The sequence below is a fragment of the Mesomycoplasma conjunctivae genome (genome assembly GCF_000026765.1).
GTDB lineage: Bacteria > Bacillota_I > Bacilli_A > Mycoplasmatales > Metamycoplasmataceae > Mesomycoplasma > Mesomycoplasma conjunctivae.
In genome coordinates this window covers 422144-445878 of sequence record NC_012806.1, presented here as the reverse complement: position 1 = coordinate 445878, position 23735 = coordinate 422144, and the positions used below count along the sequence as shown (strand labels likewise).

General features: G+C 29.1%; 11 protein-coding genes and 1 pseudogene. 11 read left to right on the top strand and 1 reads right to left on the bottom strand.

Features of this window, described 5'->3' with window-relative positions:
• Nucleotides 1–61: 61 nt before the first annotated feature.
• Nucleotides 62–1599, bottom strand: a pseudogene (locus MCJ_RS03790) (type I restriction endonuclease); the annotation flags it as partial.
• Between the two features lie 419 nt (nucleotides 1600–2018).
• Here MCJ_RS03790 and MCJ_RS01940 point away from each other — a divergent pair.
• The 11 genes from MCJ_RS01940 (at nucleotide 2019) to MCJ_RS01885 (ending at nucleotide 23686) form a co-directional block, all read left to right on the top strand.
• Nucleotides 2019–3314, top strand: a complete 1296-nt coding sequence (locus MCJ_RS01940) for an ATP-binding protein (RefSeq protein WP_012751609.1) — start codon at nucleotides 2019–2021, stop codon at nucleotides 3312–3314.
• A 157-nt stretch (nucleotides 3315–3471) separates the two neighbouring features.
• Nucleotides 3472–3735 carry a KilA-N domain-containing protein gene (locus tag MCJ_RS01935; RefSeq protein ID WP_318025590.1) on the top strand — a complete coding sequence of 88 codons (264 nt, stop codon included), beginning with the start codon at nucleotides 3472–3474 and terminating at the stop codon, nucleotides 3733–3735.
• A 663-nt stretch (nucleotides 3736–4398) separates the two neighbouring features.
• Nucleotides 4399–8616: a P97 family adhesin gene (locus MCJ_RS01930; protein WP_012751606.1), complete on the top strand. Its 4218-nt coding sequence runs from the start codon at nucleotides 4399–4401 to the stop codon at nucleotides 8614–8616.
• A gap of 26 nt (nucleotides 8617–8642) precedes the next feature.
• Nucleotides 8643–11486 (top strand): P110/LppT family adhesin N-terminal domain, encoded by a 2844-nt coding sequence (locus MCJ_RS01925; protein WP_012751605.1) that lies wholly within the window; start codon nucleotides 8643–8645, stop codon nucleotides 11484–11486.
• Nucleotides 11487–11700: 214 nt separating this feature from the next.
• Nucleotides 11701–13428 carry a phosphoenolpyruvate--protein phosphotransferase gene (gene ptsP / locus MCJ_RS01920; protein WP_012751604.1) on the top strand — a complete coding sequence of 576 codons (1728 nt, stop codon included), beginning with the start codon at nucleotides 11701–11703 and terminating at the stop codon, nucleotides 13426–13428.
• Between the two features lie 62 nt (nucleotides 13429–13490).
• On the top strand, nucleotides 13491–13925 hold the full coding sequence (locus MCJ_RS01915) for an RpiB/LacA/LacB family sugar-phosphate isomerase (RefSeq protein WP_012751603.1): 435 nt from the start codon (nucleotides 13491–13493) through the stop codon (nucleotides 13923–13925).
• Complete coding sequence (mutM, locus tag MCJ_RS01910) at nucleotides 13925–14740, top strand: DNA-formamidopyrimidine glycosylase (protein ID WP_012751602.1); 816 nt, start codon at nucleotides 13925–13927, stop codon at nucleotides 14738–14740. Before MCJ_RS01915 ends, mutM begins: the two co-directional genes overlap by 1 nt.
• Nucleotides 14715–15008 carry a hypothetical protein gene (locus MCJ_RS01905; protein ID WP_012751601.1) on the top strand — a complete coding sequence of 98 codons (294 nt, stop codon included), beginning with the start codon at nucleotides 14715–14717 and terminating at the stop codon, nucleotides 15006–15008. The genes mutM and MCJ_RS01905 overlap by 26 nt, the downstream gene beginning before the upstream one ends.
• Nucleotides 15009–15106: 98 nt before the next feature.
• Nucleotides 15107–16288: an IS3 family transposase gene (locus MCJ_RS01900; protein ID WP_012751307.1), complete on the top strand. Its 1182-nt coding sequence runs from the start codon at nucleotides 15107–15109 to the stop codon at nucleotides 16286–16288.
• 201 nt (nucleotides 16289–16489) lie between these two features.
• The gene (locus tag MCJ_RS01895) at nucleotides 16490–17347 is read left to right on the top strand and encodes a hypothetical protein (RefSeq protein WP_012751600.1); all 858 of its coding nucleotides are present in this window, start codon (nucleotides 16490–16492) and stop codon (nucleotides 17345–17347) included.
• Between the two features lie 513 nt (nucleotides 17348–17860).
• Nucleotides 17861–23686 carry an SGNH/GDSL hydrolase family protein gene (locus tag MCJ_RS01885; protein WP_012751598.1) on the top strand — a complete coding sequence of 1942 codons (5826 nt, stop codon included), beginning with the start codon at nucleotides 17861–17863 and terminating at the stop codon, nucleotides 23684–23686.
• The last annotated feature ends 49 nt before the right edge of the window (nucleotides 23687–23735 follow it).

Below are 23735 nucleotides of genomic sequence, written 5' to 3'. Positions count from 1 at the left end.
CATCTTTTTTTTGCGCTAATTCTTGTAGGCTGTCATATATTTTTTCTAGTTTAAATTTACATGAAGTTTCAACGTCTTCTCTGATAATTTTTAGTGTATAGCCATCTTTTATAGATTTATCATAATAATATGTGTGAATATAATTGCCAAATATAGACCATGATTCTTTATCTTTTCTTAAAAGCGGTGTGCCAGTTAGCCAATTTTTATTGAGTTAGTATCAGCATTAAATAAATTTGCTAAAAAACTACCACCCTTTTTATAACTTCTGTGCGCTTCATCTATTATAAAAATTCTTTGTAAATTTACTGAGTAATCAGGAATATTGATCTCATCTTTTTCATCAAATCGTTGGATATTAACTACGGTTATTTCCATTTTTCCATCAATGCCTTCGGTAGCATGTGTTGTTTGGAATTGTGCCATTAATTCTTCTTTATTGCGAGGCGTTTTAACTGACAAACCACGATATTCGAATTCTTGTTTAGCTTGTTCTAGTAAATCCAATCTGTCGACAATAAAGTAAAATTTAGCAACCTTGTTTTGGGAAGAAAAATAGTCATTCAAATATCTTATTAAATAATATGACAGTGCAGTTTTTCCACTCCCTTGAGTGTGTCAAATAATTCCTGACTTTTTACCTTCATTAAGGGTATCACGAACCGCTAATGTAGCTAGCAATTGTTGATATCGCATTATGTGTTTTAGGTTAAATTGCTCGATATTACCATCTAGTTCTTTATTATAGTTTAAATAGGCAATACCGTATTTAATGATAAAAAGCAATCTTTCTGGAGAACATAAAGATGTGATAATTCTATTTGTGGGGGTATCAAAATATAAATTTGTTTTGTATTCTGGAGCCCAAAGTAATGTATGTGCATTAAAATCACCAATGATTTGTTTTTCTATATCTTTATCTATAGGTCCATAAGGATAGTCATTGATAAACTTATCTGAATCTTCTCTAAAGCAATTGAAAAACGCTTTTTGCTTTGCCGCAGTGCTGTAAAACGCGCCCTCAACTGGCGCAATACCGTCAACATTATCGTATTCCATATTATTTGAAAAAATCATTAATTGGTTAATGTTTATATATCTTTTAAATTTGCGATTTGGTAATCTTTTGTTATTCATCCTTTCGGCTTCAGCAACGACACCTCCAGGATTATTAGGTGTTTTAACCTCGATAAAAACTAAGGGTAAACCATTAATAAATAAGGTTATATCAGGTCTTAGTTCTTCGCCTTCGTTACGGTAAGAAAATTCTCCAGTGAAATGAAAAGAGTTGTTATTGATATTATCAAAATCTATTAATTTTTGATTATCTGAGATTAAACGGTTATAAAAACTCATTCCTAAATCATCATTGTTTAGGTCGTGTTTTATTTCACGTAACACCTCGTTAAAATCACCTTTAAAAGTCGGATTTAATTGAAAAAATTTTTCTTTAAAAATCTCGATAGCAATATTGGTAGTAGCATCATATTCAAATGATTTTTTACTATCAGAATTTCTTCCAAGATATATGTATCCAAGTCTTAACAAATGCACTAATGCAGGTATTTGAACTCTTGTTTTTTCGTTAAATTCAGCCATATTTATATTATCCTTAATAATTTATATATAAATTATAAATTAGATTTTAATATAGTTGATTTTAATGGCAATATTTTATAAATTCTTAAGATAAAATGCTCCGCTTTTGTAAGCGCTGTGTAAATGATAGAAAATTTAAAAATCCACATTAACTAAATGTCAAAAATAAATTTAAGAAATAGAAAAAATGAATTAAGTCAATATAAACTAAGACAAAAAAGCCAACACCTCAACTTTAACTTTTTTGTCTTAGTTTATTTGTTTTTTAGAAGAAATATTTTTTAAAAAACTTTGAAGTAAAAAGGTGGAAATCCACTTAAATTTTTCAAACTATTACTAAAGATGAGTTTTTTTATGCTAAAATTATTTTGAAATAAAAAGGTGGAAATCCACCTAAATTTTTCAAGTGAGGTAGCAAAATGATAATAAAACGCGATTTTTATCTAAACCAAATAATTGATAAAAAAGAGAATGGCAGAATCAAGATTATTACTGGCATAAGAAGATGCGGAAAATCATATTTATTATTCAATTTATATCGCGATTATCTACTTAGCAGCGGAATTAAAGAAAATCAAATTATAACAATTGCTCTTGACCAAATTGATAATATTGAATACCGAAATCCATTTAGATTAAATGAATATATTAAGCAAAAAACAAAAAATATAAACAAAATGTACTACATTTTCATTGACGAAATCCAATTATCTGAAAATGTATCAAATCCCTATATAGAAAGTAGTGAAAAAAATATAACCTTTGTTGATGTGCTTTTAAGCCTTATGAAACATAGTAACTTAGATATTTATATTACTGGTAGCAACTCTAAAATGCTTTCATCAAATTTATTAACTCAATTTAGAGATCGCGGAGACCAAGTACATGTACATCCTTTATCTTTTGCTGAGGTTTACGAATTATTTGATGACAAATCAGAAGCTTTTGAACATTATTTTGTATATGGCGGTATGCCACATATTTATAAATTGCAAAATGATGAACAAAAAAGTCATTATTTAAAGCAGTTATTCAAGCAAACGTATATTAAAGACATTCTTGAGCGCAATCAAATATATAATGAGCAACAAATACTTGAAATCCTGCTTGACTTTACGTCTTCAAATATTGGCTCTTTAACCAATCCCTCTAAGCTTGCAAAACGTTTTTTGTCAGAAAAACAAATACACATATCATCAAATACAATTTTTAAGTATCTTAAATTTTTTGAAGAATCTTATATTATTCAATGCGCTTATCGCTACGATGTAAAGGGTTCTAAATATTTTTCAACCCCGCTTAAATATTATTTTTCGGATATTGGCTTAAGAAATGCAAGATTAAATTTTCGCCAAATAGAAAACACTCATATAATGGAAAATATAATCTACAATGATTTACTTCGAAGAGGATACAATATTGACATTGGCGTTGTCGAACATGAATTTAAAAACGGCTCAACAAGAAAAAAAATTCAGCTTGAAATAGATTTTGTTATAAATAAAGGTCACAAAAGATACTATATTCAATCAGCACTTAATATTGATAATTTAGAGAAAAAAGAACAAGAAATAACCTCGCTGAAAAAAATAAATGATTCATTTAAAAAAATAGTTATAGTAAGAAACAAAATAATTCCAAAACACGATGAAAATGGGATTTTATATATTGGTTTAGAAGATTTTTTACTTAATGAATCAATAATAGACTTATAATTTTTAAATAACAACTTATTATTTAATAAATTTCTTAACGCAATCAAAATGCCTTAATCCTTAGTGGCATTTTGATTTTTACTTTACTAAATATAAACTTTAATTTTCTAATTATGCAAACGTAAAATTAATAACTTAACTATAATAAAATGATTATATAAGCTTAACAGATATAGCAAGGTATAAAAATATGCATGAACCTAAAGATGTTGTTAAAAACTGGTTAAGGGTAAGAGATACAATTGAATTCCTTGGTCTATGGGAGACTATTAACAACCCTAATTCTAAAGGAGTCGAATTCGACTCCTTTAGAAAGAAAGCAGGTAGCAATGCATTTACATTATCTCCACAAAGATGGATTAAAAATACAAATTCAATAGGTATTATTTCTAAATCAGGTAGAGAATATGGGAGCAGTTAAATAATCTTGAATTTAACCCCCTCGAATTCGAGGGGGTTTGAAAAAGGCTGGTAGCAATGCATTTACATTATCGCCACAAAAATGGATTAATACAACAAATGCAAAAGGGATATATGTGAAACTCGCAAGAACACAGTTGACATCGCTTGAAAAACTTAATGATAGTGGCATTAAAAAATTAGAAAGCAAGTAATAATTACTCTTAGTTTGTGATTGAATAAATAAGAACCTATAAAATTAAGTGTGTTATGCAAGCAAAATTGCTTGTTTAGTCCCCAAAATTTTGTCGAAAACTTTTTTTAATATTTACCATTATTGTCAACTTTATTGTCATTATTTTCATTGATGTCTCAATCATTATATTAGTTATTATTTTTTCATCAATTATCAATGTTATACCTTTATTTTTATAGAATTTTTAATAATGTAAATAGCAATTATGAAAGCTTTTATTAGTCCTATTTGAAAATCTTGGTTTTTTATATAGAAAAATAAAGTTTTTAGGTTAAAATTTTTCTATCATATTTGTATTTATGAACTAAATTTTGCCTTTTTAATTAAAAAAAAGGTCTTTTACCTTGTTTTTTAAGCAAAAAAACTTAGAATTTTAATTATAAATACTATAAAAATTATTAACAAAAAAGGAAACATAAAAAAACTAATATGGAAAATAAAAAATTAATTATAGGTCTTGGGGCAGCTGCAGCTGGTGTAGCACTTTTTGCTATTCCAGTTGGAATTGCTTCGACTACCAAATATGATGGTGATCCTCTAAAAAATGTAGAGGAAAAAGCTAATAGTATTTCAAATATTGTCTTCAAAGACGAGAGCATAGGTGTTAATACTACATATGCTAGTTTAAAAAGTAAATTAGTAGAAAATGGTCACAAAAAATCTGATGTGACTGCTTTTGGTTTTTTTGATTTTTTTACAACTAAAAACAATCAACCTACATTAATAACTGATTCAGAATGAAATTGTTGTGAAATTGTAATCAAAGACATCATTGCCGATGATCAAGATCAATCATTTAAAGTTTATTATTATGTCCAAAGCAAGCTTGATAATAATGATGTTGCAAAATCAAATCTTAGAGTTAAAACACTAAGTTTTGGTTTTCTTCCAGAATTTTCATTAGCAAGTTTTGCTCACAAAGGGCAACAATTATTTAAATCCATCAGACCAAGAACTTATGGTGAATTTATTGCTACTTTAAAAGGACAAGCTGAGAAAAATTCAGTTGTTCCACTTGAGTTGACTTCTTCAAATGATTTTGCTAAGGATGTCAATAAAGCACAATCATCAGATGAGGCACAACAAATAGTTAATAAATATTTTGATCTACAATCTGTAATTGATAGAATTGCAAGTGATACCAATAATGTGTTTGATAATAATGGTGTCACAATTTCCAAATATAAAGTTTCCTTAATCAAAAATCCAAACACTAACAATGAATATGCACTTCCATTAGTAGACAATAAAGATGAAGTAGTATTATTTTTACAAACAGAATTTAGTGATCAATTTAAAAAAACTATCACCAATTTTGATGGTAAAGATTTCAAACACATTGATATTTTAAGATTAAATCTAAAAGATTTATTGACTTCTACTAAACTTGAAGATAAAATTAGTATTACTCCATTTAGTGTTCAAGATTTTTACTCTCGTAAAGATAAAACAAATCCATTCACTATTGCAACTAAGGAAAAACAAAATTTTGCAAACATATTAAATGAATTTGTTAAAAAAAATATTGCAAAAGCTGATTTTAATAAACCTGGAACTACTAGAGTTCGTAGATCTCCTTTAATTTCGAAATCAGCAATAACACAAAGTTATGAAGATACATCTGTTCCTCAAACATCATCTGCCGGAGCAACTGGAGCAGGAGCAACTACTACACCTAAAACCACTGCTGATGCTACATTAAATGATCCAACATTGGCAGCTTCTGATATTAGTGCTCTTGCAAATCAAGTAAGAACAGCCAAATTTGACTTTAGATTAGTTGACCCTATTGAATTTATTCAATTTATCAATGGTTCACTTTTTACTAACAAAGAAGATCGTGATCAATTTTTAACTTTTGTTGTTCAACAAGGTTTAAATCAAGATTTAGCTAAATATATTAGATTTGAAACTGGATTAGAAAATCTACCACTTGGAAGTGTTGATAATTTCTTAAATTTTGATATTACCTTAGATTCCTCACAGTTAGACTTGGTATTATACGATGGTCGCCCAGTTGTCAAAGTTGGTGGAACAATTGTTGCTAAAAGTAATGCTGGTACAATTATCTTTACTAAAGAATTTAGTACTATTTTAGGTGCATTTAAAAATTCACTATTTACAATTTCTAAAGAAAAATATGCTAGCTTGCCAGATAATATTCGTCTAAGTTTAAATAAAATTAGACAAGGTTTACAAAACAATAACTATACTAGAGATGCCTCAAGTATTAACGAATATGCTTATTTAGATTTAGCATCTGGAAAAGAAATTGATCAATTAATTAAAAATTCTAAATTTGATCAATTACAAAAATTATTATCAGATCGCTCAAGATATGGATATCAATTTAATAATCAACAAATTTTAAAAGCATTAACCCAAAAATTTGTTTTACCTAGTGTTGAAGATTTTGCTACCAAGTCAAAAAGATCTAATTTGGAACAAGAGACAAACTATAAAATTTTAAACTTCAATAATGATTACTTTACAAATGACTTTGATGTTGCTCGTTTTTATACTAAATTAGCACACCAAGGTGCAGAAACTGTGGCTAATTATTTTATAGAATTATTAAAAGCAAATAATTTAATTGATAGCAGTGTTGAAATTAGTAATCCAAAACAACTTTTCCAACAATTAAGACAAATTAGTTTTAAAGATGGTGCCAAATTCCAATACTTTTCTTTTAACAGAAATTATCAAAGATATTCAAATCTTGGATTTATTTCTACACTTTCCTTACCACAAGGTCTAAGAGACAACGCAGTTGAAGAAATATTAGACCTTGCAATTGTTGATGGTACAACTCAAGTTAGCCAACCTGGCAAAACACAAGCAGTCATACCTACTTATTCAACAGCAAAAATTGCAAGTGCTGTTGATACCAATGAAATTATCAACTTTATTAGAGATTATGCTCAAAATAATGCAGACCCAGATGAACTTAGTGATCAATTAAACTCATCTGCAGGTGTTGAAATTGCAAATCTTGGAGATCTTTTAGTAGCCTTTTACTACAAAATTTTCTCACAACAATTTACTGACACATTACTACCAATTTCTTCTTCTCTAACTTATAACACTCACTTTAGTCAAATAACAGTTGACGAATTAGAAGCAGAAAAAAAAGCAGCTGAAGCAGCAGCTGAAAAAATAATAGATGCTATTAAAAAAAGAACAAATACAAGTTCAACAGGCATAGATTCTGAATTTGTTGATATTGATGGATCAAAAAACGCTCTTATTATACAAGAAGTGCTAAAAGAGAAAGATTTTGTTAAAAAACATGTCCGTCTTTTACAATATAACTATAGTTTAGGTTTCAAAGATGAAAAAACTAATACAGTAAACAATACTTTTATAAGTGATAATTATAATTTACTTATTTTTGTCAAAGAAAGTGATGGAAAACAATTTAATACAAGTGGTCAACTTGACCAAGTAGTAATTGGAATTCCAACTATTTATAAAAATGTTTACTTATCTGAAGAAGAATATAACAAATTAGATACAACTGTAAAAGAAATAGAAGACAAAGCTAATAAAACTGGAATTACTGATGTTAAAGATATTGAATCAATTGTTGGTACATCATTAGTTGACTATCTAAAAGCAATTAATCCAAATTACAATTTAGTAGCAAAAAGAATTGTGCTCAAAGATGGTGAGTTACAACCTGGTGACAACGGTCTTGAAGGTGCTACTTCAATTTTAGTAGACTCCACTTCACCATTTACTAATAAAAATCAAAAAATATTATCACTATACTTAACAGATAGTCCTAAATTTGATAAAAGTAAAATTGACAACCAATTATTTTTAAATACCAATTATTCTTCTATTCCACTCAAAATTATTATTCACAAAGCTGAAAAAGAATTTAAATTACCAGTTAATGAAACTTTAGCTCAAGAGCAAACTGACCAAAACACTCAAAGCTCACCTAACACACAAGGTGGTACTCCAAGTGGAAATAATGGAAATACTTCAACAAATGGTCAATCAGCTGGTACAAGTGGATCTCAACAATCTGGATCTCAACAACCTGGATCTACAAATGGACAAACTAGTGGTCAGGGAACAAATAGTACCCAGCCAACACAACCACAAACATCACCACAATCTTCAGGATCAACAACTAATTCCTCAATTACAAATAGTAGTACCACCCAAACTAATAGTCCAGCACCAAGTCAACCAGGAACTGCACAAGGTGGTGGATCATCAAATGGTGGAGGATCAAGCACTCCTAGTTTTAATGTAGGATCAGGAGGATCTACTACAACACAACCTGGTCAAGGATCAGGAGGGGGTGGTTCATCTTCAAGTTCTGCAGGCTCTTCAAGTTCTGCAGGCTCTTCAAGTTCTTCAAGCTCTTCAAGTTCTTCAAGCTCTTCAAGTTCTTCAAGCTCTTCAAGTTCAAGTAGTTCATCATCCTCACCAACACCAGGAGCTACTACCCCATCAGCGCCTGCCCCAGCTACACCTGGCCCATCTGCGCCAGCTACACCAGTTCCTCCTGCTACTCCTCCTCAACCACAACCTCAACAACCATCTCAACAACCATCTCAACCTCAATCTCAACAACAAGGACAAAAAGGAAATCCATTCGGTGGAATCTTTGTTCCAGAGTTAGTAAGATAAAAGCAAGAAAGGAAATTATTTAAACAATGAAAAAACCTAATTTTAAAACATCATTAATTATTGGACTTTCAGCAGTTGCTGCTCTTACTATTGTTGTTGCACCAATTGTTGCAGTTAGAGCAAAAGCCAATGACTATCAAAGAAAATTAAATGCTAGTTCACAAGAAATTGCAAAAGCAGTTGCTTTTAAGAGCAATTTCGACTTCACAAGAGATGACTTTATACAACTAGCTAGTTCACTAACTGTCAATGAGGCTTACAAAAATAGAATTAGTGCCCAAAGTGCTCTTGATTTACACAATGATAAAACTTATTCATTTGAATTAATTGATATTGTTGATTTAAGTCCACTTAAAGCAAAAGCACCAAATATGCAATTTGAATTACGCACTATTAGTGCCACTGAAGATGCAAATAATATTACAAAAGCTGAAGGTGGAGAGATCAAAGGAGCTATTTTAATTGGAATTGATGAAAAAAATAAACTCTACTATAGCTCAAGTGCCAATATTTTAGGTTTTGCATCTCCAAGCACCAATGCTTTTGCCAACTTTATCATCGATCAAAACACTTCTAAAATTCAACTTAGTTCAGCAAGTATTTTAAAATATCAAAGTCCTTCAACTTTAGCAATTGCGTTCCAAAAAACTTTTGAAAAAGAGTTAGCAGCTAATAATAATCAAAATGCACTTGCTTTTGCAAAAACAGTTGCTGCTTTTGGTGGTCTTAGCTTATTTGATCAAACTCAAAAACCAACCATTTTACCAGCTAATTATTCATTAGCTGCCAAAGTTGATGAGCAAAATAGATTATCTTTTGCCAAAGTTGATAGCTCAACTGGTGAGCTTAGCATCATTTTAGAACTCATTAATAGCAATAATAATGAAAAACAAGAAGTAATTCTTAACTTTAGTAAAATTAGTGGTTTATCACAAAACTTAACTAGTCAATTAGCTTCTACTTTTAGCAAATACTATAAAATTAAAGATAATTTGGCTAACTTATTGGCAACTAACAAGCTAAGCTTAGCACAAGTGCTCTACAGTTCCACTATTCCAAGTGTTCTTGCACAAAGTGATGAATTTAAAGACAAATCACTTGCTGATATTCAAAAATTTGATTTTTGATTTGAGCAAAGAGATCAACAACAAAGTTTACAATTTGATACAGAAAAAAATGGAATTCAAGCGAGTGATTTTAGCATTGATTTTCCAAAAACTAATGGCAATGAGTCACAATTTAGCGCCCCAGATGCAAGTGTTGTGGCAAATTTGATCAACAATGGAGAAATTATGGTCACATTAAAATTTAATAGTAATGTTAATAAAAGCGATAAAGTTCCAAATGGAGTTGATCTAATTGATGGAAAAGATGAACTATCACAAAAAATTGATGTCGTAGTTGATGCCCGTGGTGATGTTTACAAAACTGTAGTAGCAAACTACTTTAAAAATACAAATAAAATTGAAGTTGATCCAAAAAGCAATATCAACATAGCCATTAGTCAAGATGATTTAGATGCTGCGCTTTCCCCATTTTTAGGTAAGAAATTGTCAAGTCAACTTTTAGAAAAATCTGGACAACAACTCTTTTCTATTTTAGATAGAACTGGTGTTGAAATCCCAAGCGATAGTGGTGATGATCAAAAAACACCAGCTGGTCAATATCTAAAATCAATTTTAGAAAACTTACTTACTCAAAACCATTTACCAGAAAATACTTTTATTGAATTGCAATCTAGCTATTTCAATAATTATGCACTTGAGATTATCTTAAGTGATGCTCAAAAAGTAATCACCAGATTTAGCTTACCAATAGCAAATGTTGTAAAAAGCAATTTAGCTTACAATGCAGCAACTGCTTATAATGCTGACATCTTTGTCGACTTTAGCAACGCTAGCTCAAGTAGTGAACAAAAATACAAAACTAATTCACTAATCAACAATAAATTCCAATGAGAAGCTGACCAAAGTGATATTGAAGTTCAAAAAGATGGAATTCAAATTAAATCTGAAAAAAGCCTCACACTTTCTAATACAGAAGCGATAAAAACCACTTATAACAAAGACGCTAGTCAACTCACCAATGTTAAAGATGGATTAATTTATTTAGCATTTAAACCAAGTCAATTGCCAACTTCAGGAAAACTTTATCTTCTAAAATCAGATAGCAAAAATCCAAATGGGCAAGTAAATATTTTTATTCAAAAAGCACCTGATTTTCAAACAACACCAAATTTTGAGAAATTCAAAGATTCCTATCTAATTGGCTTAGAATATCAAGGTATAAAATCTAGTAATTCTGTAACAGAAATTCCTACCTTAATTGCTCTTTTAACTAAATCAAAATCATTTGATGTTCTTCCTGGTACAGAGTCTGCAACTAATGTGAGCCCTAACACAGATAACAAAATTTTATCTATTATTGATAAAAGTGAAAAAACCGCTAAAGAAAATATACTCAAAAAATTTGATAATTTAAAATTTTTCTCATTTTTCAATGGTGGAACAGTTGATCAAGACTTTGCAATTGGTAAAGATCAAAGCGTACTATTAGAAATAAGAGTGCAAGAAAATCGACTTAAATTTGTTCTAAGATCATCTATAGCTAAAGACCCACTCGGTGATGCTATTGAATCTGAATTTAATTTAAAAGATAGTACAAGTCTAGATGATTCTCTAGCAGCCCTTCTAAAAAGAGGACTTGACTTTAGCCAAATTGGTGGAAAAGATAAAGCTGAGACTGCTGGAGATATTACTTTCCAAGCACTTGCTGTCTTTAATAAAAACGCTACCGGTGATATTGATAGTGTCTCTGCAAGACAAGCAATTGCTAAGAAATTTATTGAACAATATTTTAATAAAAAATAATTATCTTAATAATCTTATAGATACAAAAAACAAGAGTTAAATCTTGTTTTTTTATTTTTAAAAATATTTAATATCACCTTTATAAAGATAAAAATTATGATAAAATTATAGTTGTATTTTTAAAGTTATAAACCGAAATAATTAATTCAAAAAAATTATTTTTTTGACTTTCTGGTGTATAATAAGTTATCCTAAAAAATTGAGAGGTACTATTATGAAATCAATAAAAATTAAAGGTATTGGAGCTTCTAGCGGAGTAGCAGTTGCTAAAGTTTTTAAATTAGAAGAAATAAAAATTGATGTCAACGATGCTAAAATTAGTGACATTGATGCTGAGATTAAATTATTTGAAGATGCTGTTAAAAAATCTGTTTTTCAAATTGAACAAATTAAGCAAAAAGCGACTAAATTAAAACCAGAAGAACTTGAAATTCTTGAAGCGCATGCACTTTTAGCTAGTGATCCAGATATTGCTGAAGATGTTAAAAATATGATTAGACAACAATATAATGCTGTTTATTCTTTAAAAACGGTTGCTAAACAAAGAATTCAATTCATGTTAGATACTCAAGATGAGTATTGAATTGCAAGAATTGCCGATATCAAAGATGTTGTTTCTAGAATTAGCAAAAATATTTTGAATATTAACATTTTAGATCTCTCAAGTATTTCTGAAGATGTAATTATTGTTGCTGATGATTTAACACCTTCTGATACAGCACAACTAAATTCATTTGTCAAAGGTTTTGCTACAAATGTTGGATCAAGAACATCTCACTCTGCTATTATGGCTAGAAGTTTAGAAATTCCAGCTATTTTAGGTTTAACCAACATTGTTGAACAAGTTAAAAATGGTGATGTTTTAGCAATTAATGGTGATAGTGGTCAAGGAGTGATTAACCCAAACGAAGAAGAACTTGCTGATTTTGCCCAACAATATGCTCACTATGTTGAGGGAAAGAAAAAACTTGATGAATTTTTATATAAACCAGCTATTTCTGCTGATGGGCGTAAAGTTGTTTTAGCAGCTAATATTGGTTCTGTTGAAGATGCAGAGGGTGCACAAAAAGCTAATGCTGATGAAATTGGACTTTTTAGAAGTGAATTTTTATACATGGATGCCTCAAATTGACCAACAGAAGATGAACAATTTAATTCCTATAAAAAAGTCTTACAAACTATGGCTGGTAAAAAAGTAGTTGTTCGTACATTAGATATTGGTGGTGATAAAACCTTAAAATACTACAATTTCAACAAAGAATTAAATCCCTTTTTAGGAAATCGTGCAATTAGACTCTCACTTGATAAACAAGAAATTCTTGCCACACAATTGAGAGCACTTATTCGTGCAAGCGAATTCGGACCAATTGCAATTATGTTTCCAATGATTGCAACTTTAAACGAATTTTTTGCTGCTAAAAAGGTATTTAATGAAGTTTATGAACAATTAAGATTTATTTATCCAAAAATAGCTAAAAAAGAAGAGATTAAATTAGGAATTATGATTGAAATTCCAATCGCTGCTGTTATGGCGAATCAATTTGCTCACCATGTAGACTTTTTCTCTATTGGAACTAATGATTTAATTCAATATTCATTAGCAGCTGATCGAATGAATGAAAAAGTTTCTTATCTATACCAACCATTAAACCCTGGAATTCTTAAACTAATCAAAATGACTATCGATGCAGGTCATAGACACAATAAATGAGTAGGAATGTGTGGAGAAATGGCTGGTGATGTCAATGTTGTACCAATTCTACTTGGTCTTGGTCTTGATGAGTTTTCAATGTCAGCTAGCAGTATTACCAAAGTAAAACAGTTAATTTCAACTCTTGAGTACAAAAAAATGCATGAAATTGCTCAAAAGGTTGTCAACTTTGAAACTGAACATCAAGTTATTAAATATCTTGAATCACTTGATTTGATTTCCCCTAAATAGAATAAATAGTTACAACAAAAACAGAATGAAAATTCTGTTTTTGTTGTAAAGAAAGGACAATTATGTACAAAAGAATAGCTTTTGCCTCCGACCATGCAGGTTTTCAACGAAAACAAGAATTAATTGATTACTACCAAAAACAAGGTTATGAAATTATTGATTTAGGCCCTAGTGATGAAACTTCTACCTCATATGCAACATATGGTAAAAAATTAGCTACCCATTTATTAGAAAATCCAGATGAACTAGCAATTGGAATTTGTGGCACTGGTCTTGGTATGTCATATGCACTCAATCGCTTCAAAAATGTCAGAGCTGCAAGAATTACAAGTGAAAATGATGCTTATTTAGCAAAACTACACAATGATGCCAATGCGCTTGCACTCTCTGCCCGTTTTAATAGCAAAGAAGATTCTATTAGCTTTGTTAACAAGTTTTTAGATACTAGATATGAAGGTGGTCGCCACCAGGATCGAATAGATGAGCTTGATAAATAATGCCAGAATTACCAGAAGTTGTAACCGTAGTACGCGCACTTTCGCAAAAAATTATTGGTAAAAAAATTACTCAAATCAAAATTCGTAGTGATAATTTCATCAAGGAAATAAGCCCTAAAAATTTTATTGCAGAAGTGAAAAATGCAACAATTATTGATATCAAAAATCATGCTAAACATATTCTAATCTTCTTAGATAATAATAAAGTTATTATTTCTCATTTGAGAATGAATGGCAAATATTTTACTTATAAATCAGCCAAATGATTTGCTCATGATTATCTCCAATTTATTTTTAGTGACCAGAGTGTGCTCAATTATAATGATAGCCGCAAATTTGGAACTTTTCATCTTCGAAGACTAGAATCCTTGTATAGTTTAGCACCATTAAAAAATGTTGCTAGCGAACCTTTTGACATTGATGTTGAACAATTTTTTGCAAAATTACAAAAAATTAATAAAACTATCAAAGCAGTATTACTGGATCAAAAATTAATTGGTGGAATTGGCAATATTTATGCTGATGAGATTTGTTTTGCAACAAAAATTTCACCTTTGACAATTGCCAAGACACTCAATTTTCAAGAAGTTAAATTACTAATTGAAAATGCCAAACGAATTTTGGCAGCCTCAATTAAATTAGGAGGCTCTTCGATTAATTCTTATACTTCACTCAATGCTAAGCAAGGATCTTTTCAAAATTTTTTACAAGTTCACACAAAAGTTGGCAAACCCTGCCCTGTTTGCCAACAAACAATTGTGAAATTAAAAGTAGCCGGGCGAGGAACTTATGTTTGCAACCAATGTCAAAAATAAAAAACCAAACGAAGATCATTACCGATCATCTTTGTTTGATGATGAGATCATTTCATCACATAGTGCATTTGCGCAACAAGAGCTTGCCAGTCAACCACTTCATAAAAACAACTATTTTACAAGTTGTCCACTTGAGTTTGATTTTCATGGTTTTGATCGGCAAGAGCTTGCTGCCAAATTACCTACCTGTTTGTCTTCATTTTTAAGCTCTAATTGTCAAAGCGCAATTTTTATTACAGGCAAAGTAAACCAGGACAAAAAAAATTAACACTAAGGTGTTGGCTTTTTTGTTTAAGTTTAGGAAAAAACTAACACCAAAAGTGTTAGTTTTTTTAAATTTTCAAATGCAACAAAAGGAGAATACTAATGTCAAGACACTTTATAAAAGACGAGTTTGATATGATTTATAAAATTTACAATGAATTTGGATTAAAACAAACAATAAATTATGTAAATGAAATTTCGCCAGATACAAATTTTATAACCAGAGAACAGCTAGTTCGAAGAATCAAAAAAATTATTATATACTATAATAATGGTATGCAAGATCAATTATTAGATAAAAAGGGTGCAAATAGAAAGCCAGGAAGTGGCAAACCTAAAAAATCAATTGAACCCGATTGAAACGAATTTACAAAAGAAGAATTAATAGAAATAGCTAAGAGATATTACGAAATCAACAAAAATAAATCAAAATCAGGAAAACTTAGTGAAGCCAAAAAACTAAATATTTCCTTTAGCAAATCTGCAAAAATTTTTAATGTATGCAGACAAGCAGTGGCAAAATCTAAAACTAGAGTTACAAAAGTAAGGGAGCACAAAAATGACGCAATAATTAAAAAATCCTTTCTTGATAACAAAGGTAGATATGGTCGCTTAAGATTGAGTGCTTATATTTCTATGAAATATAATATTTACATTAACCCTCGAAGTCTTGGAAGAGATTTAAAAAGATTGAATTTAGTATGCAAAATTAGAAAACAAAGAAGAAAGAGCGAAATTAAGAATACCAAATTCACACTGCCCGATATTGTTAAACGCGACTACAATGATAAATTAAATAGAAATATTTTTGCTACTGATGTTTCATACATAAAAGCTCCCAAAGATGTTAAGGATAGTCATGTATTTTTGTCTGTAATAATTGAGCATAAAACTAAAAAAATCAGAGATTTTAAATTATCTCTAAACAATGATCTTGATTTAGTTATGGATAATATAAAGACATTTAGCTCTATTGATAAAGATTTTGTTATTCATTCAGACCATGGATTTCAATACACCTCAAAAATCTATATTGACAAAATAAATAAAATGGGAGGAACTGTTTCATTGTCTCGTGTAGGAAATTCACTAGATAATAGAGAGGCTGAATACTGATTTTCAATTATAAAAAGTGAATGTTTAAACGAGTTAGACTACAGTAAAATAACTTTAGAAGATCTGAAAAAAATAATTGCAGATTATATATTTTGATACAACAACTATAGAATTCAATCGATTTTAAATTGAAAAACACCACAGCAATATGCTATGATGTTAAAATAATATTAAACTGTTAATTTTTTTTGTCCTAGTTTAAAGGGCAAAGCATTATTTTTACCGATGTTATTGGTGAGCTTGACAAGCATAGTAGTAGTTTACAATATCAATCAATCAACCAAGGTGGAGCGCTTTTAGTAGAAAAAATTAACTTTTAAGAACTATTTTGTGGTATAATTTGTGCTTACCTAGGAAGGAGTATTGCTAATGAAAAAAGCAATAAAAACTCTAGTATCTTTTTTAGGCATTCCCTTTGTTTCATTTTTAGTTAGTTGCGCTACCCAAAATGAACTAGGGAATAATTTGCCATTGATAAATAGTGTTTCTAATCAAGAAGTCAATTTACCAAAAGAAGTAGATTTTGATATTAACGGTTATGAAACAATTAAAATTATTAGTGATAAATTCTTGGCTAAAAAAGACACCATTGTTACCACAGTTGCTACTTTTAAAGGTTTGAATGCTCAAAGCCAACCAGAATTTTATAATGTAAAAGGGGTGGTTAAAAACAATAGTGCTTTATTTAATAGTAGTCAAATTAAAGGAGCTAATTTTTTAAAGCTAGAATCAATCAACATCAAACATGTTAGTCAACAAGATCAAAAAGTCTTAGTTGAAAGTCAAATTGAAAATAGTGACTTACCTCAAGATTTGAGAGATTTTCAAATCATAACTACAAAAGCAAATTTGAGTTTTCAAGATGAACAAATTTTTGTTGAGCTTAACAAACCTTACTTGGAAACATTTTTGAATAGCAAAATCAAAAATGTAACTCGTGATTTAATTGTAGAATTTATTCAAACTCCATTGAGCAAATCAACGAGTTTGAATAATAATTTGCCAGAAGAGAGCACTAGTACATCTAGTGAGAAAACACCTCAATTAAAAAGTGTTGTTCTTAAATATGATAATAATATCAAAAAGTTTGCAGCAAAGACAAACCAGTTACCTCAAGGATTTAGCTACACCTATTCAACTATTCAAGTAAAACAACAAGAAATTGAACAAAAACCAAGAATTTTTCGTCTTCAAGTCAAACCTTTTTCACTAAAATTAAGATATTAAAACTCATTTATTAAAATCAAAAAACTAGTAAGATTTTTGCTAGTTTTTTTAATTTAGAAATTAGGAAGATTATTAACTATTAAGGCAACAATTATTAAAATAAAATCAAAATAATAAATATAGTTTTTGATTTTATTTTAGTTATTTAGATATTATTCCAACAAATATAATTTTTGTTTTTTGTGTAAAAATGGTAAAATTTTAAGTTATATTTGGAGGTTATCATGTGAATTAAAAAAACAAAACAGATAAAAGAAACAATACAATTGTTTGATAAATTTCTTAAAAACACTTTTAAAAAATGACTTACCAAAATATTTATTAACTTCGAACAACAAATTATTAAACTAATATTCACAAATAACTATCAAAAAATTTTAAATAAATTAGATAATAAAAATCGCAATAGATCTTTATCTTTTTTTGATATCAAATGACACCTTTATAAAATTATTAACTACTCCTAAAAAGTATTTTTTTAAATAAACAAATACTTTTTAGGAGTAATATATAATGAAAATTAAAAACTCAATTCTTAATAAATCAATTAAAACATTGGCAGGTACAGCTCTTATTGGTATAACTACAGTAGCAGCTGTTGCTTGCAGTATCACAAGTAATGAAAAAATTAAAACTAAAAACTTAAAATCTAATAAATCAAAAAGAAAAACAACACTTTTATCCAAAGTTAAATATTTAGCAATTGGTGATTCAGTGACTGCTGGGTTTAACTTTGATTATTTTTTAGATCTTCGTGGCAAGCTAGAAAAGGGCAAAGTTAGTGGTCTTTCATACCCAGCGTTTTTTGCACATTTTTTACAACAACTTAATCGAGATTCTCTGGTTTCCTTTGATAATTTAGCTCTTTCAGGAACAACAATTGAAGATTGATTGTATCTTTTAGATGCAAGTAATCCAAAATATGCAAGCTTAGATAAATCATTTTTTAAATTTAATACTAATTTAAATCAGGTTACTAATTCACCTTTTGGACAACAAATTAGTGATACATTTGGTGACTTTAGTGCTACTAGTTACCCTAAATTTATTACAAAAATCAAAGATGCTAATTTGCTAACTTTAACCTTGGGAGCAAACGATTTTATTCAAAGTCTTGATTTTAGTTTGCTATCAAAAACTTTTGGTGCATCAGCGGAAGAAAAACTACAACTTGGCAAACTTTTTGTTAAAAATGTTGAAACCGCATTTGTAAAAGTCAAAGATAACCTAGCGCAACTAGTTGGTAAACTCCTAGAAATTAATCCTAATTTGCACATTAGTTTGCTTGGTTATGATCATTTAGGTAGCACAAGTGTCAAATTTTTAGAGCATCTTTTAATTAACGAGTTAGCTCTTGAAGACAATTTTGGTTCCAAAGCAGTTAGCAAATTAAATCAAATCATTCAGGAAACTGCTCTTAATTATGGATTAAATTATGTCAATGTTTTCAACGATGAGCTCTGAGCTGATGCTAAAAATGGCTTTGCCAAAAATGAATTTGATATTCACCCTTCAACCAAGGGTTATAAAAAAATGGCTCAAGATCTTTTGCTCAAATTAGCCCTTGATCAAGATAATTTTGGCAACAAAACTTTCGAAGATATTTTACCTACTTGAAATAGCAAATACATCAACAAAGATTTAGACAGCTATTCTCGTGATTTAAATGTTGCAACAAACGAACAACTTTTGGCATTTTTAACTAATCAGCAAAAACATGATTTTGTAGCAAAAAACTCACAATATGAACAAGAAAATGAGAAAAACTTGCAACCTTTTGCAGCTTCTAATAAAGATGCAATTCTCTCTTTTGTTGACAATGGTAATTTTTTATTGCAGCGTTTTGTCAACATTTTAGGTCAAAACAAACAAATTAATGAAGTCTTAAAGCAATTAATTGTTAATTTCTTTAAAAAAGAAAACCAAGGTAATACCAATTTTGTCGAATTCTTAAAAACATTTGTTAATTCCAACTTTTTTAGTAAAGCTTTGTCAAATCTTGCCAATTACATTAAAAAAGTTGTTGATAATCAAGAATGAAGTCAAGCTACCATCGCTAAATTACTCTCATATATTCAGGAAAATCTACTTACCGAAGAAAATCTAGTCGAAACTTACAAAGAATTTGTCAAAAGCGATGTAATTCAAACTAACGAAACCGAAGTGCGCTCAATTTTGTTTGCTAGCTTATTTGGACAAAGCGCAATTCAGGAGCTCTTAATTGATAATCTTTTTAATCTAGAAGGCCAAGACAAATCTAAACTAGCAGTTATTTTCAATTTTCCTTCCTTGCGAAAATTTGTCAACGAAGTTTTTAGTGAATTTATCCTCAATTATCAAAAATACAATGATGCTAAAACTTTTGGTGATGTCATTTCTACCTTTTTAAGTCGTGATGATAATCAACGAAGAGTCATTAATTTTACGCAAAATTTTGCTTCCGAAGCACTTAGACAACCAATTTTTACCTCATTTTTAGTCGATGTGATTAACAAAAGATTAACACTGAACTTGTCAGAGGAAGACAAAAAATTAGCCGCTGATTTTCTTTTTGGTATTTCTGATACTCTTGTGCGTAGTCAAGCAATTAGTCGATTTATCCGATCAGTAAGTGTTGCGCTTGCCAACGAACTCAAAAATATTAAATTTGATAAACACAACGTTGACGCTTTTGCTAAGATTTTTTCTAGCAAATTTGAAGCCGCATTTAAAACTTTCTTTAGTGAAAAAGATCATATTTTCCTTGTAATTCAAGATTTATTAGATTTAAACTTGGATGCAAACCAGGTAAATATTATTAAAAATCTTATTCAAAAAGGTTATCCTTTATTAAAAACTGTTGATTTTCAATCCATTGTTTCTGATAGTAAAGATTTTGAAAATTACCGACCAATTTTTGAAGCAGCTAAGGATTTTTTAACCAAAGAAGACTATAAAAATATAGACTTTTTGGTAAAAAACCTTTTAACTGATTTTTTTATAACTCATAGAAATGAGTATCAATCTTCTCTTGATTTAGATGCTTTTGCTCTACAATTAACTGGATACAATACTGATACATTTAAAATCCTTTTATATCGTTTTATAGGTCAAAATGGTAATAATGAAAAAGTTTTAAATGCAATTGCACAACTTATCGCAAAATTTGTCAAAAAATACAATTTAAGTCAACAAGCGCTTGAAACATCAGTTAAACTTATCAAAGAAATATTAAAAGATTTTGCACAAAAATGACAATCTCACAATGGTGATGATGTTAAACTAGAGCAAATAGAAGCGCATTTAAAAGGTAATATTTTGGCAACTTTTGTTGAAAAAACAGCAAAAAGTTTAAAAAATTTTGTCCAAAATAATGCCCAAGAATTAAAAACAAAATTAGAATTATATGAGCAAGTTAGGTTAGAAGGCAATAATGAAAAAATTGCTAAAGCTCAGCAACAATGATTAGAAATCAAACGTGGTCTTACAGTACAACAATTTTACAAATCATATGCTAGCGACTTTCTAACTTTTGATAATGCCTACCAATTGATCAAAGATTTTAGTAGTATTTTTACAAATATTAACAGCAAAGATCAACAAGAGCCTAACAATTCTGCCAATTTAAGCATTTCAGAGTTGAGTAGTTTAGTTCAAGAAATTATCCAATCACCTGAAATTGGAAATGAAATTGTCAAAACTTTTAATTTAGATAAGCTAATAAAAAATTCTAAAATTCGACAAACAATTGTTGAGATTTACAAAAAATTTGTTAGCTCAGATGAAACACAAATTTTATTACAAGGATTTCTCCTTTATATCTTTAATAAAACTAATCAAGAAAAATCTGCTACACTTTTAGACCTATTTGCTAACTTTTTAAAAGATAAGCACAAACTCGTTGAAGACTCACTTTCAGTATTTTTAGATCAATTAGAAATTGAGTCTAATTTTAGGGATCTAACTAATGGTCTGCTTGAAGAATTTGGGATTAAATTGCAATCGCAAAGTATTGAAACCCTAGTTGAAATTGCTAAAAAAATTGTTAACTCAAATGCTAATATTGCAAAAAAACAATATACTAATTTGTTTACAAAAACAAATGATAATCACACTACCAAACCAGAAATTAGAAACATAATTTCTGGTGCTAGTCAACAAAATAATTCAACTTTTGATAAACAAAGACCACTTATTATTACTAAGTTACTCGATATTCTATCAGATTTTTTATCAAATAAACTAAATTTAAAAACTTTAAAAATTAATCAATCAATTGATATTTTAGTTGGAAATATAATTTATGATATTGCCGAGTTATATTACAAAAATAATCAGCAAGAAAATAAAATTCCTGATCTAATTATTGATGTTATCAATAATGATTTTGTTAAGAAAAATATTGATTTAGCACTTACAAGAGCAGGTCTTGAAAATATTAGTCAAGATATTATTTCTTTACTAACTAGTTTATTTGAGAGCCCAAATTCAAAAGAATTTATTAATGGTGTCTTTAAATTAATTGCGGCTCAAGAAAAAGATGCTGATTTATCAGCACTCAAAATTATTAACTCAATTGTAAAAAAAGAAGAATTTAAAAAACTAGTTGCCAACTTTGTTGCCAACATCACAACTGATGATAAGGTTGCTAATTCATTAGCAAATATTTTTAATACAATATTAAAAATCGAAGATCCAAAAATTAGCTCTAATGAGGTTGCTTCACTTGTTAAATGAATTAAGCAAATTTTGTTAAAAAATGTAGATAAATCAACACAAAATGACAACTACAAAATAGAAAATAGTTTAATTTCCAAAATACTTTCCATTTTATCCAAATTTTTAGAATCTTCAGTTAACCAAAAAGAATTTGATCTAAAATTATTACAAAATGAGTTACTAAATGAAGCTTTTATAGTAGATTTAATTAAGCAATTAGCAATTACTTTTGACACAAATATTTCACAAAATGATCAAGACAATATTACTAATTTAGCAACTAAAATTTTGGGTTCACAAATTATTGAAACCTTCATAAATAAATTAGATTTAACCAGTTTAACTAGCAGTTTAAAAATCGAAGATGCCGAAGCTAATGTTAAAAAATTCATTGCTAATTTTATCAAGCAATCTGGACACTCTAGATTTATTTTTAAACTATTAACATTTATGTCGCAAAATATTGATAAGTTTAAGAATCAAACTACTTTTATTGGATTAATCAAAACTTGAATTCAAAATCAAAGTGTGCAAGCTAAAAAAGAATTAAAGCAATATATTTGAGAAATTCTTCAGTTTGCAGTCAATGATGAGCATATGGTAAAAGTTGTCAGCTTAGTTGTTGCTAAAAATCTGAATATCAATATTGATAAAATTAAAGACACTGAGTATCAAAAAATTGCCAAATTTTTCCAAGAAGTTGTCAATTTAGGAATTGAAGAGCCAGGAATTGTTTCTCAAGTTATTGACAAAGTTTTAGAAGCAATTCAAAAAATAAATGACTTTAGCCCAGCTTCGCTAACACAAATTATTCAAGCGGCTTCTGGAGTTGATTTTTTTGCAAATAGTGATTTTATCGCACTTTTAGATTCAATGATTTCTGAAGAAGAACAAAGTAAAACAGATATTTTACTAAAAAGTGCTCGAGAAGCAAAAATGAACAAAAAACAACAAGTTTCGGCTGAAACTTTTGCAAACTTTTTTGATACTATTTTAAAATATGCAAATGAGTGAACTACTAATGATGGTGATACTAATTCATCACCAATTTTAAAAGCGCTTAACCATGTACCTAGTCAACCTTTAACTTTCGGTGAAATTATTGGCAGTGGAACTGGTCAGGTTGATAAGCAATTATCTACTATTGGAAAGCTAATAGCTAAAATTTATAAAACTAATTCTTCAATTACAAGTAAAAACTACAAAGATAGCGCTCAAGGAAGAGTAATTTATCGTCTTATTCTTACAGTTCTGTTTTACGGATATGAAAACAAAATTAAAGACTCAGGTTCTTTGATTCGCCCAAATGCGCTCTATGGTGGAATTTCACCTAGTTCAACTTTTGGTGAAAAGTTGAAAAAATCAATCAAGGATTCAGTAACTGGTCAAAATAAAGGTGAATTTGAAAAACTAATTGAAACTATTTTTGGAAATCCGATTAAAGGTAGAGGTTTTTTATGAACTATAAATTTCTATGGACCTCGAGATTTCCTACCTTCTGATATGCTAACTATGGTCTATTACAACGCTGATAAAAACCAATCTAAATACGACAATTCTGGCAAACTTGCCAAAATTAGGGATTTAATTTTAGAATTAATTCGTCAAGGTTATGGAGAATATCCTGCTAAGAAAAAATAGTATTAGCAAACTTTGATTTCAAAGCCTAACTATATAGAATAGCAAGAAA